14 protein-coding genes and 1 pseudogene are annotated in these 17,868 nt (G+C 65.2%); 6 read left to right on the plus strand and 9 right to left on the minus strand.

What is annotated here, in order from left to right:
* Positions 1-91: 91 nt before the first annotated feature.
* Both queF and ilvA read right to left on the minus strand, forming a co-directional pair.
* On the minus strand, positions 92-928 hold the full coding sequence (gene queF, locus IM543_03600) for an NADPH-dependent 7-cyano-7-deazaguanine reductase QueF (protein QOY94994.1): 837 nt from the start codon (positions 926-928) through the stop codon (positions 92-94).
* A 165-nt stretch (positions 929-1,093) separates the two neighbouring features.
* Positions 1,094-2,632, minus strand: a complete 1,539-nt coding sequence (ilvA, locus tag IM543_03605) for a threonine ammonia-lyase, biosynthetic (GenBank protein ID QOY94995.1) — start codon at positions 2,630-2,632, stop codon at positions 1,094-1,096.
* A 224-nt stretch (positions 2,633-2,856) separates the two neighbouring features.
* On the opposite strand from ilvA, the gene IM543_03610 reads away from it, so the two are divergent.
* From IM543_03610 to IM543_03635, 6 genes and pseudogenes are all read left to right on the plus strand, one after another.
* On the plus strand, positions 2,857-3,360 hold the full coding sequence (locus tag IM543_03610; protein ID QOY94996.1) for a DedA family protein: 504 nt from the start codon (positions 2,857-2,859) through the stop codon (positions 3,358-3,360).
* Between the two features lie 78 nt (positions 3,361-3,438).
* A complete protein-coding gene (locus tag IM543_03615) occupies positions 3,439-3,747 on the plus strand; it encodes a hypothetical protein (protein ID QOY94997.1) in 309 nt (102 codons plus the stop codon).
* 252 nt (positions 3,748-3,999) lie between these two features.
* On the plus strand, positions 4,000-8,010 hold the full coding sequence (locus IM543_03620; GenBank protein QOY96508.1) for a DUF3683 domain-containing protein: 4,011 nt from the start codon (positions 4,000-4,002) through the stop codon (positions 8,008-8,010).
* 8 nt (positions 8,011-8,018) lie between these two features.
* Positions 8,019-8,456, plus strand: coding sequence for an HIT family protein (locus IM543_03625; protein QOY96509.1), 438 nt, complete (start codon positions 8,019-8,021; stop codon positions 8,454-8,456).
* Between the two features lie 11 nt (positions 8,457-8,467).
* A complete protein-coding gene (locus IM543_03630; protein ID QOY94998.1) occupies positions 8,468-8,884 on the plus strand; it encodes a DUF971 domain-containing protein in 417 nt (138 codons plus the stop codon).
* A 261-nt stretch (positions 8,885-9,145) separates the two neighbouring features.
* Positions 9,146-10,410, plus strand: a pseudogene (locus tag IM543_03635) (IS3 family transposase).
* Between the two features lie 36 nt (positions 10,411-10,446).
* Here the strand turns inward: IM543_03635 and IM543_03640 are convergent.
* The 7 genes from IM543_03640 to IM543_03670 all read right to left on the minus strand — a co-directional run bounded on the left by IM543_03640 (position 10,447) and on the right by IM543_03670 (position 17,701).
* A complete protein-coding gene (locus tag IM543_03640; GenBank protein QOY94999.1) occupies positions 10,447-10,653 on the minus strand; it encodes a cold-shock protein in 207 nt (68 codons plus the stop codon).
* Positions 10,654-10,847: 194 nt separating this feature from the next.
* Positions 10,848-12,257 carry a hypothetical protein gene (locus tag IM543_03645; GenBank protein ID QOY95000.1) on the minus strand — a complete coding sequence of 470 codons (1,410 nt, stop codon included), beginning with the start codon at positions 12,255-12,257 and terminating at the stop codon, positions 10,848-10,850.
* A gap of 37 nt (positions 12,258-12,294) precedes the next feature.
* Complete coding sequence (locus IM543_03650; protein ID QOY95001.1) at positions 12,295-12,813, minus strand: hypothetical protein; 519 nt, start codon at positions 12,811-12,813, stop codon at positions 12,295-12,297.
* Between the two features lie 11 nt (positions 12,814-12,824).
* Entirely contained in the window at positions 12,825-13,505 is a 681-nt protein-coding gene (locus IM543_03655; protein QOY95002.1) for a C39 family peptidase, read from the minus strand.
* A gap of 13 nt (positions 13,506-13,518) precedes the next feature.
* Positions 13,519-13,908 carry a hypothetical protein gene (locus IM543_03660; GenBank protein QOY95003.1) on the minus strand — a complete coding sequence of 130 codons (390 nt, stop codon included), beginning with the start codon at positions 13,906-13,908 and terminating at the stop codon, positions 13,519-13,521.
* A gap of 64 nt (positions 13,909-13,972) precedes the next feature.
* On the minus strand, positions 13,973-16,021 hold the full coding sequence (locus IM543_03665; GenBank protein QOY95004.1) for a hypothetical protein: 2,049 nt from the start codon (positions 16,019-16,021) through the stop codon (positions 13,973-13,975).
* A gap of 345 nt (positions 16,022-16,366) precedes the next feature.
* Positions 16,367-17,701 (minus strand): sigma-54-dependent Fis family transcriptional regulator, encoded by a 1,335-nt coding sequence (locus IM543_03670; GenBank protein ID QOY95005.1) that lies wholly within the window; start codon positions 17,699-17,701, stop codon positions 16,367-16,369.
* Positions 17,702-17,868: the final 167 nt, after the last annotated feature.

Consider the following 17,868-nt stretch of genomic DNA (forward strand, 5'->3'; position numbering starts at 1 on the left):
GCAGCCTCTTCCCGTGTAGTTTTGATATGGAAAATTCGAGTGGGTGTGGCCGAAAACGCACAGCCGCCTGGCATCCAGGCGGCTATTCGCCTCATTGGCGCGCGGTACGCAGGTTGCCCGGCTTGCCGGTACTGAAATTGGCGCGCCAGGGATTGATGTCGAGGCCGCCTCGGCGGGTGTAGCGGGCATACACCGCGAGCTTGGTCGGTTTGCACTGGCGCAGCACGTCCATGAAGATGCGCTCAACACATTGCTCGTGGAATTCGTTGTGCTCGCGGAAGCCAATCAGGTACTTGAGCAAACCCTCCTGGTCGATCTGCGGGCCGACGTAGCGGATCTGCACGGTGCCCCAGTCCGGCTGGCCGGTGACCAGGCAGTTCGACTTCAGCAGGTGCGACACCAGGGTTTCCTCGACCGGCGCTTCGTCGACATTCGCTCCCAGCAACTGGGGCGAGGGAAGATACTGGTCGATTTCCACGTCGAGGCGGTCGAGCAGGGTGCCGTCGAGCTCGCCCATCTTCAGGCTGCCGAAGGCATCCGGCGTGGTGATCGCGACGTGGACCGGCGCGCCGAAGGCGGCGGACAGGTCCTGGCGCAACAGCTCGACCAGCGCATCGGTACCCGCCAGGCGGGTCTGGTTGAAGGAATTCAGGTACAGCTTGAACGACTTCGACTCGACGATGTTGGGCGAATCGGCGGGTGCGGTCATGGTGGCGATCGCCACCTGCGGCTTGCCGCGCATGTTCAGCCACGACAGTTCGTAGGCGTTCCAGATGTCGACGCCGAAGAAGGGAAGGGGGCCCGCGCCCGCGCCCAGACCGATCTCTTCGCGCTTTTGCAGGCGCGGGATCGGGAACAGGAGCTCGGGAGCGTACTGGCTCTGGTAAGCGGAGGATTTGCCGAGAGGCGATTGATCAGGAGTATTCATAGGAAAACAGAACGCTTTTGACGTTCGTAGGGTGGGCAGGTTTTCCTGCCCACGCGTTCAACGAAAAGTTGCGTACCGCGGTGGGGATAACACTGCGGGACAGTCATTGGACACCGGCCTTCGCCGGTGCGACGTGCTCACGATAGGGGCGAGATCGACCGATTGTCAGGTCCCCAGGAACAGCTTGTACACCGGGTTGGCACTCTCGTCCCAGTACCGGTACCCGAGGGTCGCCAGGAACTGCCGGAACTCGTCCATCTCGGCCGCCGGCACCTGCAGGCCGACCAGGATGCGTCCCACGTCGCCGCCCTGGTTGCGGTAGTGGAACAGCGAGATGTTCCAGTTCGGCGCCATGCTGTCGAGGAAGCGCATCAGCGCGCCCGGGCGTTCGGGGAACTCGAAACGATACAGCAATTCGTTCTCGGCCAGTGCGCTTTTTCCGCCCACCAGGTGGCGGATGTGCAGCTTGGCCATCTCGTCGTGGGTCAGGTCGAGGGTGCGGAAATCGTGTTCCTCGAAGGTGCGCGCCAGCAGGCCCGACTCGCTGCGGCTGCCCACCTGCACGCCCACGAAAATGTGCGCTTCGCGCGCGTCGCTGATGCGGTAGTTGAATTCGGTGACGTTGCGCGGGCCGACCAGCGCGCAGAAGCGCCGGAAGCTGCCGCGCTGTTCGGGGATGGTCACCGCGAACACGGCTTCGCGCGATTCGCCCAGTTCCGCACGCTCGGCCACGAAGCGCAGGCGGTCGAAGTTCATGTTGGCGCCGCAGGCCACCGCCACCAGGGTTTCGCCCTTGACCGGCATGCGTCCCATCTGCGAGCGTTCGACATACGCCTTGGCGCCGGCCACCGCCAGCGCGCCGGCCGGCTCCAGGATGCTGCGCGTGTCCTGGAACACGTCCTGGATCGCCGCGCAGATCGCATCGGTGTCGACGATGATGATCTCGTCCACCACCCGTTGCGCCACGCGGAAGGTCTCTTCGCCCACCAGGCGCACCGCGGTGCCGTCCGAGAACAGGCCGACATCGGTGAGCGTGACGCGCTGGCCGGCCTTCAGGCTCCTGGCCATCGCATCCGAATCGATGGTCTGCACGCCGATCACCTTGATGTCGGGGCGCACCGCCTTGACGTAGGCGCCCACGCCCGCGACCAGGCCGCCGCCGCCGATGGCGACGAAGATCGCGTGGATCGGGCCCGAGTGCTGGCGCAGGATCTCCATGCCGATGGTGCCCTGGCCGGCAATCACGTCGGGGTCGTCGAAGGGATGCACAAAAGTAAGGCGCTGCTCTTTTTCCAGCAGCAGCGCGTGGTTGTAGGCGTCGGTATAGGAGTCGCCGTGCAGCACCACCTCGACGCTGGCGCCGCCGCGCGACTTCACCGCGTCGATCTTCACCTGCGGGGTGGTGGTCGGCATCACGATCAGGGCGCGGCAGCCCAGGCGCGCGGCCGACAGGGCGACGCCCTGCGCGTGGTTGCCGGCCGAGGCGCAGATCACGCCGCGCTTGAGCTGTTCCGGCGTCAGGTTGGCCATCTTGTTGTAGGCGCCGCGCAGCTTGAAGCTGAACACGCTCTGCATGTCCTCGCGCTTGAAGTAGATGCGGTTGCCCATGCGCTGCGACAGGGTCGGCGCGTACTCGAGCGGGGTTTCTTCGGCCACGTCGTAGACGCGGGCGGTCAGGATTCTCTTGAGGTAGTCGGTAGTCATGGTCGGCGATCGGTAGGCTGCAATGCCGGCAGGGGATGGGCCGACGGTCCGGACGACGCACACTGTTCTGCTCGGAGGGTGACCGGGGACGAAGTGGCGATACGGCGCGCTGGATATCAGGCTCGGCGTATTGTGTCGTTACGTTAAGTGATCCTCATTATAATGGACCATCCTCTCAACCGCTCAAGCCTGTTGCCGAAGCTAGAATTCAAGCTCACCCATCGATGATCGAAAACGCCGTCCTCTGGCTCCTGAATGTCCTTGCCGCGCCGACCATCGGCCTGACTTCCATCTTCGTCATCAGCTTCATCTCGGCTACGCTGTTGCCGCTGGGCTCGGAACCGGCCGTGTTTGCGGTGGTCAAAGCCAACCCGGCCATGTTCTGGCCGGCCATCTTCGTAGGCACCCTGGGCAACACCCTGGGCGGAGCGGTGGATTACTTCGTCGGTTACCGCGCCAAGATCGCCTTCGCCAAGGAGCGCCAGAGCCGCTGGTTCGGCTGGCTCAAGAAGTACGGCGCCAAGACCATGCTGCTGTCCTGGGTGCCGGGTGTGGGCGACCCGCTGTGTACGCTGGCCGGCTGGCTGCACCTGCCGTTCTGGCCGAGTGTGATGTACATGGCGATAGGGAAATTTCTGCGCTACGTCACCATGACGGCGGTGCTGCTGTACATCCCGGACGGGTTCTGGAAGACGGTCGGGGATTTCTTCGAGCGCCTGATCGGTTGAGCGGGCCCGCCGGCGCCACGACGCCGGCATGCCGGCTTGCCCGACACCCAAGTGCTGGCGGCCCTGTATCATGGCGCCATGAACAAAACTCCAAGCATTCTTTCGCTGGTCCTCGTACTCGTCGCCCTGGCCGTCTTCGGCTACTTCGGCGCCCGCTACATGCTGAACTCGCACTCCGAATCGACCATGGAGCAATTGCGCATCGTCTGGCCCGGCGTCGCCAGCCTGCCGGAACAGGACGGCGGCTTTCTCACCGAACTGGCCCTGACCTGCAACGTGGTCGAGCGCCCGCCGGTGCGCGCGGAAGTGATCAACTGCCTGCGTTCGGTCGAGATGGATGCGAGCGCGACTGCGCGGCTGGACCGCTTGCTCAAGCAAGCGCCGTAAGGATAGCGACGCGACGCGCCCGGCGCGGTATCGCCTGCAAGCGAGCCATACGCAATGAGGCATTATTTGTCTGCATGCAAATAAGTGATGCAATGCGGCCATTTTGTGCAAAGGAAATTTGCATTGGATGAGCCTTGTTGGCATTTCCTTGCTCCGCGTATTTGTCGTTTTCTTACTGCCTGCCTGCGTGGTGCACCGCAATAAGCTAGAATGAACCTCCTTCGGACCCGTCCGACCGACGCCAAGCAATCCATGAACGCGCCCGCACACATCCATACCCTGCTCGCCGACAATGCTCCTGCTCGCCTGCGCGAGATCCCCTACAACTACACCTCGTTTTCCGATCGCGAGATCGTGATCCGGCTGCTGGGGGAGTCCTCGTGGCGCCTGCTCGACGAGCTGCGCGGGGCGCGCCAGACCGGCCGCTCGGCACGCATGCTGTACGAGGTGCTGGGCGACATCTGGGTGGTGCGCCGCAATCCCTACCTGCAGGACGACCTGCTGGATAACCCCAAGCGCCGCCAGAAGCTGATCGACGCGCTGCACCACCGCCTGGGCGAAGTCGACAAGCGCCGCCTGAGCGTGGACGCCGGCGACGGTGCCGATGGTGAAGCGGCCGCCGCGCGCAGCGCCGCGGTCGAGCAGCTCCTGGCCGCCGCGCGCAAGGCCGTCGACGATTTCGCGCACGAGTTCCGCGCGACCTACGACCTGCGCAAGCGCGCGAAGCAGGTGCTGGGCGCCTACACCGACAAGCGCAACATCCGCTTCGACGGCATGCACCGCATTTCGCACGTCACCGACGCCACCGACTGGCGCGTCGAGTATCCCTTCCTGGTACTGCTGCCCGACAGCGAGGACGAGATGGCCGGCCTGGTCAAGGGCTGCATCGAACTGGGCCTGACCATCATCCCGCGCGGCGGCGGCACCGGCTACACCGGCGGCGCGATTCCGCTCACGCCGGTGTCGGCCGTGATCAACACCGAAAAGCTGATCCAGCTGGGCGAGGTCGAAATGACCCGCCTGCCGGGCGTGGACCGCGAATACGCCACCATCCATACCTTTGCCGGCGTCGTCACCCAGCGCGTTTCGCAGGCGGCCGAGAAGGCCGGTTTCGTGTTCGCGGTCGACCCGACCTCGGCCCACGCCTCCTGCATCGGCGGCAACATCGCCATGAATGCGGGCGGCAAGAAGGCCGTCTTGTGGGGCACCGCGCTCGATAACCTGGCTTCCTGGCGCATGGTCGATCCCAACGGCGACTGGCTCGACGTCACGCGCATGGACCACAACCTGTCCAAGATCCACGACGCGCCGGTGGCCACCTTCAAGCTGGAGTGGACCCATCCGTCGCCACGCGGCGCGGCCAAAGGCGAGCCGTTCCGCACCGAGACGCTCACCATCGAGGGCCGCCGCTTCCGCAAGGAAGGTCTGGGCAAGGACGTCACCGACAAGTTCCTGGCCGGCCTGCCGGGCATCCAGAAAGAGGGCACCGACGGCCTGATCACGTCGAGCCGCTGGATCCTGCACAAGATGCCGAAGTTCACCCGCACCGTGGCGCTGGAATTCTTCGGCCAGGCGCGCGATGCGATTCCGTCGATCGTCGAGATCAAGGATTACCTCGACGGCCTGCCGAAGAACGGCGACCCCGCCTTTTCCACCATCCGCCTGGCCGGCCTGGAACACCTGGACGAGCGCTACCTGCGCGCGGTCGGCTACGCCACCAAATCCAAGCGCGGCGTGCTGCCCAAGATGGCGCTGTTCGGCGACATCGTCGGCGACGACGAGAACGCGGTCGCCATCGCCGCCTCGGAAGTGGTGCGCCTGGCGAATACCCGCGTCGGCGAAGGTTTTGTCGCCGTCAGCCCGGAAGCACGCAAGAAATTCTGGCTGGACCGGGCCCGCACCGCGGCCATCGCGCGCCACACCAACGCCTTCAAGATCAACGAAGACGTGGTGATTCCCCTGAACCGCATGGGCGAGTACACCGACGGCATCGAGCGCATCAACGTCGAGCTGTCGATCAAGAACAAGCTGCAGTTGGCAGGGGAGCTGCACGCCTGGCTGTCGAACGAGCACCTGCCGATCGAGAAGAGCGACGACGCCACGGGCGACAGCGTGGACCGCGCCGAGATCCTGGGCGACCGCCCGCAGCAGGCGGTGGCGCTGGTGGAGCAGGTCGCGGCGCGCTGGGGCTTCATCCTGGCCAAGCTCGACCAGCCGCTGGCCGAGGTGCGCGGCAGGCTCGGTGAACTGGGCCTGGATGCACTGTCGCAGGCCATCGACCTGCGCATCGGCAAGCAGCCGGATGCGCTGCTGTTCGACGTGGTGCAAGACCACACCATCCGCATCTCGTGGAAGCAGGAACTGCGCGCGCCGCTGCGCCAGATCTTCAATGGCGCGGCCTATAAATGCATCCTCGAGGAGTGTAGCGCGATCCACAAGCGCGTGCTGCGCTCGCGCGTGTTCGTGGCCCTGCACATGCACGCCGGCGACGGCAACGTGCACACCAACCTCCCGGTGAACTCGGACGACTACGCGATGCTGCAGGACGCCCACCAGGCGGTCGAGCGCATCATGCGGCTGGCGCGTTCGCTGGACGGCGTGATCTCGGGCGAGCATGGCATCGGCATCACCAAGCTCGAATTCCTCACCGACGACGAGATCCGCGAATTCCGCGAGTACAAAACCCGCGTCGATCCGGAAGGCCGCTTCAACAAGGGCAAGCTGCTCAACACCACGGCGGTATCGGCCGACCTCACCAACGCCTACACGCCGTCCTTCGGCCTGATGGGCCACGAATCGCTGATCATGCAGCAGAGCGACATCGGCGAGATCGCGGGCAGCATCAAGGATTGCCTGCGCTGCGGCAAGTGCAAGCCGGTCTGCACCACCCACGTGCCGGAGGCAAACCTGCTGTACTCGCCGCGCGACAAGATCCTGGCGACGTCGGCCCTGATCGAAGCCTTCCTGTACGAAGAGCAGACCCGCCGCGGCGTGTCGATCCGCCACTGGGAAGAATTCGAAGACGTGTCCGACCACTGCACCGTGTGCCACAAGTGCGTGACACCATGCCCGGTCGACATCGACTTCGGCGACGTCTCGATGAACATGCGTAACCTGCTGCGCAAGATGGACAAGCGCAGCTTCAAGCCGGCCAACCGCGCCGCCATGTTCTTCCTGAACGCGACCGACCCGACCACCATCAACGCCACCCGCAAGGTGATGGTCGACTGGGGCTACAAGGCCCAGCGCCTGGGCAACCAGATGCTGCGCGGCCTGGCCAAGCCGCAGGTGGAAGCGCCGCCCCCGACCACCGGCAAGGCCCCGGTGCGCGAGCAGGTGATCCACTTCATCAACAAGAAAATGCCGGGCAACCTGCCGAAGAAGACCGCGCGCGCGCTGCTCGACATCGAGGACGACAAGGTCATCCCGATCATCCGCAACCCGAAGGCGACCAACGCCGACACCGAAGCCGTGTTCTACTTCCCCGGCTGCGGTTCGGAGCGCCTGTTCTCGCAGGTGGGCCTGGCCACCCAGGCGATGCTGTGGGAAGTGGGCGTGCAGACCGTGCTGCCGCCGGGCTACCTGTGCTGCGGCTATCCGCAGCGCGGCGCCGGCCAGTACGACAAGGCCGACAAGATGGTGACGGATAACCGCGTGCTGTTCCACCGCATGGCCAACACGCTGAACTACCTCGACATCAAGACGGTCGTGGTGTCCTGCGGCACCTGCTACGACTCGCTGGCGAACTACGAGTTCGACAAGATCTTCCCGGGCTGCCGCCTCATCGACATCCACGAATACCTGATGGAGAAGGGCGTGAAGCTCGAAGGCGTCACCGGCACCCGCTACATGTACCACGACCCCTGCCACACGCCGATGAAGATGCAGGACTCGCTCAAGACCGTCAACGCGCTGGTCTCGACCGTCGACAACGTGAAGATCGAGAAGAACGACCGCTGCTGCGGCGAGTCGGGCACCTTCGCCGTGAGCCGTCCGGACATCGCCACCCAGGTCCGCTCGCGCAAGCAGGGCGAGATGGAGAAGGGCGCCGACAAGCTGCGCGACGACGGCTTCAAGGGCGAGGTCAAGATCCTGACCAGTTGCCCGTCCTGCCTGCAGGGCCTGTCGCGCTACAACCACGATGCCGGCACCACCGCCGACTACATCGTGGTGGAGATGGCCAGGCACCTGCTGGGCGAGAACTGGATGCCCGACTACGTCGCCCGCGCCAACAACGGCGGCATCGAAAGGGTGCTGGTATGAGGGAAGGGATGAAGGAAGTGCGGCGCGAGCCCGGCTGCGAACTGTGCGACCTGCCGCTGCCCGCCGTCTGGCAGGACGAGAAGTTCTCGGTGATCCAGGTCGACGACGCGGCCTATCCCGGCTTTTGCCGCGTGATCTGGCGCGAGCACGTGCGCGAGATGAGCGACCTGTCATTTGATGACCGCCTGCTGCTGAACGATGCGGTATTCCGCGTCGAAGACGCGGTGCGCGAGGTGATGGCGCCGCTCAAGATCAACGTGGCCAGCCTCGGCAACGTGGTGCCGCACCTGCACTGGCATATCATTCCGCGCTATGCGGACGATGCGCACTTCCCGGCGCCGGTATGGGCCCAGGCCGCGCGCCAGACCGATGAAGCGGTGCTGGCCGAACGCCGCGCGCTGCTGCCGGCGCTGGCGGCCGCCATCGCCCAACGTTTCAACGAATAAGAGGAGCCGCCATGCCCACCCCAACTGACATCGCCGTGCGCCAGAAGTCGCGCCTGCTGGACATCGCCTTCGACGATGGCAGCGCGTTCTCGATCCCGTTCGAACTGATGCGCGTGTATTCGCCCTCGGCCGAAGTGAAAGGCCACGGACCGGGCCAGGAAGTGCTGCAAGTCGGCAAGCGCGAAGTCGGCATCACCGGCGTGGAGCCGGTCGGCAACTACGCGATCAAGCCGCTGTTCGACGACGGCCACGCCACCGGCATCTTCACCTGGGATTACCTGTATAAACTGGGCAGCGAGGGGGAGTCCTTGTGGCAGCAGTACCTGGGCCGCCTGCACGCGGCCGGCTTCGCGGGCGACAGCGGACGCGAACCGGGTACCGAACTGCCGGGCGCGGCGCCGACATCAGGCTGCGGCCATCACCACTGATCGTAGGGTGTGCGGCTTTGCCGCACACGCGTTCAACTTCCTGTAGATCAGGAGCAGCGCCTCGCGCAAAGCGCCTGCAGGCGCATCGCTCGCAAGAGACGCTCGCACCCAATTATTCATGCCAGTGGTCGATTGAGCCAGGTCGTCAGCGGTGCTGGCGTACAAAAGCAAAAGAGCACGTCGATCGACGTGCTCTTTTATTTTCGCCTTGTCCCGTCCTGAAATCGGTTGTCTAAACTTGCCTTATTCAAGGAGAGCGAGATGGCGATTGAGGGAAAGCGTACCCAGGCTGACTACACCTTGGCTTTTAAACAGGGGGTAGTTGCCGCGGTCGAAAAAGGCGAGATGACTTACAAAGAGGCGCAGAGGAAGTTCGGCATCCAGGGTCGAAGTACGGTGCTAGTATGGTTAAGACGATACGGGCAGCAGGACTGGAGTTCGCTAGCTTTGCAACTTGTACGAGCCCAACCGGATATGACGCGACCTCTCACCCCCGAGCAACGGATCAAGCAGCTGGAAGCCGAGCTGGAAACCTCCCGGCAGCAGTCGCTCGTCTATAAGACGATGCTCGACGTCCTGGCCAAGGAGCATGGAGTGGCTGTCGTAAAAAAGCCTTTGCCCGAACAACGCAAATCCTTACGGAAAAAGAAGACCTGAGCGTTAGCCGGGTCTGCCAGTTGTTCGGGATCAGCCGTCAAGCACACTACAAGCGATTGCATGCAGAAATTGGACGAACGGCACGCAACCGTGTGGCCGAGAAGTTAGTGCAGCAAGTACGGCTACGCCAACCCAGGATCGGCACGCGCAAGCTCTACTTTTTGCTCAAACGCCAATTTGTGCAGGCAGGATTAAAGCTGGGACGGGATGGACTGTTCGATGCACTGCGGCGCGCCAGGATGCTGGTGCATCCAAAACGCTGCTACCGCAAGACCACTAACTCCAAACACTGGATGCGCAAGCATCCAAATCTGGTGAAAGCGCAGGCTAAGCCAACGATGGCCGAGCAGCTGTGGGTGGCCGACATCACCTACATCGAAACGCGGGAAGCGACCGGCTACCTTAGCCTGGTGACCGACGCTTACTCGCGCAGGATCATGGGGCACCACTTGCACCATGACCTGCACACCGACGGAGTGCTGAAAGCATGGAGCATGGCACTACGCTGCCGGGGCACCGAACGCCAGCTGATCCATCACTCCGACCGCGGCCTGCAATACTGTGCAGAAGCCTATCAGCAGATTCATCGCCGGCACGGCGTTTTGTGCTCGATGACCGACGGCTACGACTGCTACCAGAACGCCTTGGCAGAACGAATCAACGGTATTTTGAAGGCCGAGCTCTTGACTGCAGTGCCTCAAAACTTGGAGCAAGCCGCTACCATGGTGCAGCAGGCGATCCACATCTATAACCATGAGCGCCCGCATACGGCGCTGCAATACAGAACGCCCGATGCGGTGCACTGGGCGTCAGTAACATCAGATCTACAGGGTAACGAAAAAGGCCGTGACCCTGTCAACCTACCTTAGGACGTGACACCTGCCTGTTTTACAGGCAGCGGCGCATTACGCCTGCGGCTGGATGTTCGCGGCCTGCTTGCCCTTCGGGCCGGCAGTGATGTCGAAGCTCACGCGCTGGTTTTCGGCCAGCGATTTGAAGCCTTGCGAATTGATGGCCGAAAAATGCGCAAAGACGTCTTCGCCGCCGCCGTCCGGGGTGATGAAGCCGAAACCTTTTGCATCGTTAAACCACTTTACAGTGCCAGTCGCCATGGTAATTCCCTCTTGAAGTTTATCTGTATTATCGCGTTGTCGGCCGTCCAGGAGGTATTCGATCCAGCTGCGTGCTCAACATTGCAAAAATGATTATAGAGACAAATTTTTAAAAGGGAAGCAACTTTTTCAATTGTGTGTCGCGCTTTTTTAACATTGCGCCCGCCCGTCTCCGGCAACGGCCGCCACGGCCATCAGAAACTGAACGGCATGCGTACCGTCAGCGACACATCCGGGGTGTCGCGGGTCACGCCCGCACCCACTGCGACCGAGAGCGAACGCTTGTCATTGAAACGGTAGGAATAGCCGAGCAGCAGGGTGCCGAGCTGGGTGCGGACCGATCCCGGCACGGTGCGGCCATTCTGCTTCATGCGTCCCACCGTGCTGTGGTCGTAGCCGAGGCTGAGCGAGGCCTTGTCGTTCAGCGCCAGGCCCATGCCGAAATTGAAGCCGATGATCGGGCCCGGTTCCAGCTCTCCCAGCGGCTCGCGGATGTCGTTGCGCACCAGGCGCTCGACGTTGCTGCGCTTGAAGTTGTGCAGGTAGCTGAGGTTGCCGAAAAACACCGCCGGGTCGGACGGGAACAGCCAGGTCAGGCTGCCCTGCAGCGAATGGAAGCCCGAGCCGGTCGGGAGGCTCAAGGGCAGGCCGGTGCCGGTCACGTTCTCGCCGATGCAGCGGGTCTGGCAATCGGTGACGACTTCGAACGGGTCCTTGCCGGTCACCGATTTATAACGCAGGCCGGCGATGTAATAGGGTTTGTCCGGGCCACCATTGTTCAGCTGGTAACGGCCGGCCAGCTCGATGTCGCCCAGGGCCTTGCCGCTGGTGTTGAACACGCGCTCGACCGCGGTGCCGGTGAAGATCTCGCGGCTGACGGTGGCGTCCGAGCGGTACACGTAGGGAAGCTTGAGCTCGACTTCCATCCGGTTGCTCAGGCCGGTGCGGGCGGTGAGCGAGCCGGTGAAGGTGTTGCGCTTGACCTCGCGCACGTCCACCAGGCCGATCAGCAGGGCCGGGATCACGGTATAGCCGACCAGGGCCACGCGGTTGCTCGACGAGTAGCCGAACTGCAGGGCCGGTTCCAGGATGTACTTGCCGCGCGGGGTCAGCACGCCGGGGGCTTCGAACAGCGGCGCCACCTCGGGCGGGCGCTGGTTGTTCGGCTTGTCCTGTTTGCGGGCGGCGGTGTTCTGCTGGGCCTGCGCGGGCGCACGCGCCGCCGGCTGGGCCGGGGCCGGACCGGCCGGGACCGGCGCCGCTGGACGATTGTTGTTCGGCGCGCCGCTGTTCTGCCCGCCCGTGCCGCGCTGCTCGGACAGCAGCTGGTCGTCGGCGCGCGGCGGCAGGGCCGGCCCGTCGGCCAGGAGCGGGGCGGCGTCGTCGCGGCGTTCTTCGATGCGGTCGATCTTGGCGCGTTGCGCCTGCAGTTCGCGCATCAGCTTGTCGACCAGTTCGCGCTGGGCGGCCAGTTCGGCCTTCAACTGGGCCAGTTCGGTCGCCTTGTCGTGCTCGGCGTCCGGCATGGCCTGGGCATAGGCGACCGGGGCCAGCAGCATTGCCGCCAGGCCGGCGGCGCCGAGACGCGCGACATGAGTGGGCATTCGTTTCTCCATCGACAAAATTTATAATATTGCAATGTTACAGGCTTCCTGCCGAGCGCACGATTGCGTCGCGAATGGTTGACTGAAAATTGATGTCCTTGATGAGCGCCATGCTGTTGACGGTGGAGGTGATGGTGGTCTGCGCCAGGATCGCCTGGTGGTCCAGGCTGTTCTGCACGAAGGTGGCGCCGCTGCCCAGGCCGAGGTCGCCCGGGGCGAAGTTGCTGCCGCCGATCTGGATCAGGCGGGCGCTGCCCAGCGCTTCGCGCGCCTGCAGCAGCTGGTCGGCATTCATCGACGCCACGTCGGGAATCGCGACGTTGGTGCGCGACAGCACCTCGCCGTTGACCGAGACCACGCGCTCGATCCCGAGCGAGATATTCAGGCCGCCGGGCACCTCGAAGCCGCCGCGGGCGCCGTCGAGCGTGGCGGTATCCACCGCCGCCCATTCGGCGGCGTCGATGACCACGGCCTGTTGCTGGGCCAGGGCCGCGGCGCAGGCTCCGGCCAGCAGCGTGGCCACCAGGGCGCGGCATGCATGTGTGAGCCAGTGCATGGTGAATCCTTTCAAAAGTCGCCCGGGCCGAATTTCGGCAAGCTCTGGCTGTACTGTTCCTGGTTGATGCCGGCGCCGAGCGGCGCGCGCGGGGCGCTGCGCCAGTCCTCGACCGCATTGAAGGCCACCGTGCCCGGGTACTTGTGCACCACGAATAGCAGCTTGTTGGCCCAGAGTTCCATGAAGCGTTCGCGCGTGACCGAGCGCGCGCCGCTGGACGGGTCGCCCAGCAGGATGCGGCCGTCCTCGGCGCCCTTGATGACGACGAAGTGGTTGTAGCCGCGGTCGGTGATCAGAACGATGGCCGGCAGTTTCGCTTCGAGCAGCTTGTCGAGCGGCTGCTGGAAGCCGTCGCCGACGAAGCCGCGGGTGGCCAGGTAGCGCTTCATGTCGAGCATCGAAAAGCCCTGCTGGCGGATCTTGGCCTGGTCGCCGCTCAGGTACATCTTCTCGAAGACTTCCTTCTCGCTCACCGGGGTGCCGTAGTGGTAGGTGAGCAGGGTGGCCAGGGCGGCCGAGCCGCAGCTGAAGTCGAACTGCTGGCGGGTGGTATTGCGGAACTTGATGTCCTTGAGGGAGGTGACCGGCACCGTGGCGCGCTGGCCGACGGCCAGTTCGATGCCGGATGCCGGGCACCGGGGTGCCAGCAGCATGCCGCACAAGGCGGCAGAGATGGCGAAGAACTTGTTCATAAAGCCTTCATGCCTATTGCAGTCGCAGGTTGATGACGGTGGCGTTCTGGATCAGCACGTTCGAACCGCTGTTCTGGATGACCATCGGCAGGCCTTGCGCATTCGCGAAGGAGCCGCTGTCGATGACGTTGTTGCCGCTGACCGTGTTGACGGCCGTGTTGTTGCCCACCGTGCCGCCCAATACCGCCTCGGTGTGGACGGTATCGTCCTTGCCGGTGGTGCGCCCCAGGCGCTCGCTGCTTGCGGCTTCGCCCCAGGCGCTGCCGGCGCTAGCCTCGGCCGGTGCCACGTTCACTTCAGTCAGGAAGCTGATCTTGACCGGAAGCGTCGCAGGATCGGCGGCCTGGACCGCCAGCGGGAGCGCGACCAGCGCCGCCAGCACGAATCGGTTCACAGGTTTCATACATTTCCCCTTCGAGTCGGAAAACCGCCGCGCGGCTTGCACCGCGCGGCGGTCCTTGCAGGCCTTACTGGCCGCTGCCCACGTTCATGTTCGACTGAACGTTGACGCTCTGCTGGATCAGCGACGAGAAGCCGTTGTTCTGGCTGATCACCGAGACGCCTGCAGCCGACTGGGCGATGTTCGACATGCGGTTCGACATGTCGAAGGCGCCGGTGGTCACCGACTGGGTGCCGCCGTTGCCGCCCTGGCCGTTGCCGCCGTTGCCGCCGGTCGCCATGCCGGCGGTGTTGGAGCCGCCCATGCCGCCTTCGCCGCCGGTCGAGCTGCCGCCCATGCCGCCTTCGCCGCCGTTGCCGCCGGTGCCCGAGCCCGAGGTGCCGGTGCCGCCGCTTGCATCGCCGTTGGTGGCGTCGCCGCCTGCCGCACCGGTGCCGCCCATGTTCGAGGCTGCGCCGCTGGCTGCGCCGTTGCCGCCGTTACCGCCGGCTGCGCCCGCGCCGCCCGCAGCACCCGCGCCGCCGTCGCCGCCCGAGCCGCCCGCGCCGCCCATGCCGCCTTCACCAGCGGCCGCACCCGCGCCGCCGGTCGAGGTGCCGGCTGCGCCTGCGCCGCCCATGCCGCCTTCGCCACCGGTGCCGGAAGCACCCGCACCCGCGGTGCCCGCGGCGCCTGCGCCGCCGGTGCCGCTCAGGGCTGCGCCGGCGCCGCCGGTGCCGCCCATTGCCTCGCCACCCGATGCGCCGGCGCCGCCGGTCGAGGTGCCCGAAGCGCCTGCGCCACCTGCGCCGCCTTCTGCGCCGGCTGCGCCGTTACCGCCCATGCCGGCGGTCGAGTCGCCGCCGGTGTTGGTGGTGCCGTCGGCATTGCTTGCGCCTGCGCTGATCGCGCCGCTGGTGGTGCCGGCAGCGCCGCCTGCGCCGCCGGTGCCGGCCGCGTCACCCGAGCCTGGCATGCCGCCGGCGCCCGAGGTGGCGGTGTTGTCGCCGTTCATTGCCGAACCGCCGGTGGCGCCGGCCGATGCGGTCTGGTCCGAGCCGGTCGAGGAGCCGCCTGCGCCGCCCATGCCGCCATTGCCGCCCATGCCGCCGGCAGCGCCTGCGCCGCCGGTGGCGCCCGAACCGCCGCCCATGCCGCCGGCGCCGGCGGTGGTCGAACCGTTGCTGCCGCCGTTGCCGCCGTCGAGCGCGCCGCTTGCGCCGCCTGCGCCGCCGGTGGCGTCGCCGCCCAGGCCGCCGGTGCCGGCCGCGCCTGCTGCGCCGTTGCCGCCCATGCCGCCGTTTGCGCTCGACGCGCCGCCCATGCCGCCGTCGCCGCCTGCCGCGCCGGCACCGCCGGTGTTACCGCCTGCGCCTGCGCCGCCCATGCCGCCTGCGGCGCCCGCGCCGCCCATGCCGCCGGCCGCGCCCGCGCCGCCCGCACCGGTGCTGGCGTTGCCGGTGTTGCCGCCCATGCCGCCGGTGCCGCCGGCCGCGTTGCCGACCGAGGCTGCGCCGCTCGAGGCAGCGCCGCTCATGCCGTCGCCGGCGTCACCGCCGGATGCGCCGTTGGCCGACCCGCCGGCGCCGCCTGCCGCGCCTGCAGCACCGCGTGCTGCGCCGCCGGTCGCGTCGCCGCCGGCCGCGCCGGAACCGGCTGCGCCGTTGGCGTTGCCGCTGTTCATGGCGGAGTTGCCGATGTTGTTGATCTGGTTGTCGCTGACGTTGCCGGTCAGGGTGCTGGTCGAGCTGGCGGTCGAGTTGTTGAACGAATTCGCGACACTCGAGGTCGAGGTGCCGCCGTTATTGGCCGAGGCCGCGCCGGCTGCGGTGGCGCGGGCATCGCCCGAGCTGTTGTTCTGGCCGGAGGAGTCGCGCATGCTGTTATCCGAGCGATCGCTGCTGTCGGTATTGGTGTTGGTACGGGAGCGATCGCTGCTGTCGGTATTCGTGGTGGTACGGGAGCTGTTGTCCGAACGGTCGCTGCTGTCGGTGTTCGTCGTGGTGCTGTTGTTCGAACGGTCCACGTTGGTGGTCTGGGTGTTGTCGCCACGGACACGTTCCACCGTGTTGGAGTTTTGTGCGTGGGCCATGCCGAAAGACAGGGCGATCGCGGTCGCCAGAATAGTGCGCTTCATCTGTTACTCCCCTTTGTGTATCACTGAAAGTTGATATGCCCGGCGTTCCATGAATACCGGTCCATCCTCCTATTAGCAGTTTGCGTGCCAGCCTCCGGTTGGCGTCGCAAGTCCTTGATAAATGTGGTTATTTTTATAATTGGAAAGTTTGTAGGACTCGGTTGATGAGCCCGTTCAACAACTCCGAGGAAAGATGTCGCAAAGTTGTGACAGTTGACACGGGATTGTCACGGAACTGTATCAAGCGGTCACAGCAAGCACGGGCGAGCGCAGGCAGGCGCGGCAAGGCGCCCGCACACAGGCTGTAGGAAGAGAAGAAAGTGGAAAGGCGGGGAGAAGCGCGCCTCAGGGCGCGATGGAATGCTTGGCCATCAGGCGATACAAGGTCATGCGCGAAACACCGAGCTCGCGCGCGGCCTGGCTGATGTTGTTGCCGCACTTGGCCAGGCTGTTCCAGATGGCGATGCGTTCGGCGCTGCCGCGCGACTTGTCGAGTCCTTCGCGCAGGATGATGGCGTCGTCCTGCGGCGCCAGTTCGAGGTCTTCCGGCATGATCAGGCGATGCTCGGCCAGGACCATGGCGCGCCGCATCCGGTTGATTAGCTCGCGGATATTGCCGGGCCAGTCGTGCTGGGCCATGGCGCGCAAGGCCTGCTTGCTGACACCCTTGAGTTGCGGGCTCTTCTCATCGGCAAATTTGTTAAAGATGATGTCGGTCAGCAGGGGCAGGTCGTCCTTGCGCTCGCGCAGCGGCGGCACGCGGATCGGGAACACGCTCAGCCGGTAGTACAGGTCTTCGCGGAAGCGTCCCTCGGCCACCGCCTTGGGCAGGTCGACGTGGGTGGCGGTGATCACGCGCGCATCGACCGCCATCGTCCGCGTGCCGCCGACGCGGTAGATGGTGCGCTCCTGCAGGAAGCGCAGCAGGCTGGCCTGCAGGTCGAGCGGCAGGTCGCCGATTTCGTCCAGGAAGATGCTGCCGCCCGAAGCCGCCTCGATCAGGCCGGGCTTGTCCCTGGTCGCCCCGGTAAAGGCGCCGCGCTCGTAGCCGAACAGTTCGGAATGGATCAGCGCAGGCGGAATGGCGGCGCAATTAATGGCAATGAAAGGCCCGCCGGCACGCGGCGACTGCGTGTGGATTTCCATTGCCGCCAGTTCCTTGCCGCTGCCGCTTTCGCCGGAGATCAGCACCGGCGCATCGACCGCGGCGATCTTGTCGATGTGGGCGCGCAGGCGGCGGATTGCCACCGACTCGCCGTCGATATGGCGGGTGCCGCAGGCGCGCTGGTGGGGCGGCGTGGATGTGGCCAGCATCGCCATGCCGTGCGCATGACCAAGCGCATGGTGCAGGCGCATCGTATCGACCGGACGGGTATGGAAGTCGCACAGGTGGGTGGCGATGGCCTGGCGCAGTTGCGGGCGGTGCAGCAGGTCGGGACCGAACACGCCGATCCAGCGGATGTGGTGGTGCTGCTGGAGGAAGCGTTCGGTGTCGTCGCCTTCGAGGCTGCCGTCGCCGTCGAGCAGCAGCCCGACCGGGTAATGCTGCTGCGTCAGGACCTTGCGCGCGGCGCCGATGCTGTCCACCGTGCACACGTCCCAACCCCGCAACTCGCCGCAGGCCGCGCGCACGCCGGCGTTGCCCTCGTTCGTGATGCATAAGAGTCGTTTGACCGACACATTCACCTCGTTCTTATTCGTTTTACCGGTCGTGCAGTCGACGCTGTGGGCCCGCTCCCGAAAGTTCTATAGGGAAAAATTTCGGGCGGAAAATGCCGGACTAGTCCGACATCGCTTGATGTATATTTAACCAGAAAAGAACAGGTTTTGGCGCACAGGAATTGCAG

Source organism: Massilia sp. UMI-21, assembly GCA_015277795.1.
Classification (GTDB): Bacteria; Pseudomonadota; Gammaproteobacteria; order Burkholderiales; family Burkholderiaceae_D; genus Telluria.

Coding starts and splice junctions, on each gene's coding strand:
- queF (QOY94994.1), bottom strand. CDS start 928: ATGAATACTCCTGATCAATCGCCTCTCGGCAAATCCTCCGCTTACCAG.
- ilvA (QOY94995.1), bottom strand. CDS start 2,632: ATGACTACCGACTACCTCAAGAGAATCCTGACCGCCCGCGTCTACGAC.
- IM543_03610 (QOY94996.1), top strand. CDS start 2,857: ATGATCGAAAACGCCGTCCTCTGGCTCCTGAATGTCCTTGCCGCGCCG.
- IM543_03615 (QOY94997.1), top strand. CDS start 3,439: ATGAACAAAACTCCAAGCATTCTTTCGCTGGTCCTCGTACTCGTCGCC.
- IM543_03620 (QOY96508.1), top strand. CDS start 4,000: ATGAACGCGCCCGCACACATCCATACCCTGCTCGCCGACAATGCTCCT.
- IM543_03625 (QOY96509.1), top strand. CDS start 8,019: ATGAAGGAAGTGCGGCGCGAGCCCGGCTGCGAACTGTGCGACCTGCCG.
- IM543_03630 (QOY94998.1), top strand. CDS start 8,468: ATGCCCACCCCAACTGACATCGCCGTGCGCCAGAAGTCGCGCCTGCTG.
- IM543_03640 (QOY94999.1), bottom strand. CDS start 10,653: ATGGCGACTGGCACTGTAAAGTGGTTTAACGATGCAAAAGGTTTCGGC.
- IM543_03645 (QOY95000.1), bottom strand. CDS start 12,257: ATGCCCACTCATGTCGCGCGTCTCGGCGCCGCCGGCCTGGCGGCAATG.
- IM543_03650 (QOY95001.1), bottom strand. CDS start 12,813: ATGCACTGGCTCACACATGCATGCCGCGCCCTGGTGGCCACGCTGCTG.
- IM543_03655 (QOY95002.1), bottom strand. CDS start 13,505: ATGAACAAGTTCTTCGCCATCTCTGCCGCCTTGTGCGGCATGCTGCTG.
- IM543_03660 (QOY95003.1), bottom strand. CDS start 13,908: ATGAAACCTGTGAACCGATTCGTGCTGGCGGCGCTGGTCGCGCTCCCG.
- IM543_03665 (QOY95004.1), bottom strand. CDS start 16,021: ATGAAGCGCACTATTCTGGCGACCGCGATCGCCCTGTCTTTCGGCATG.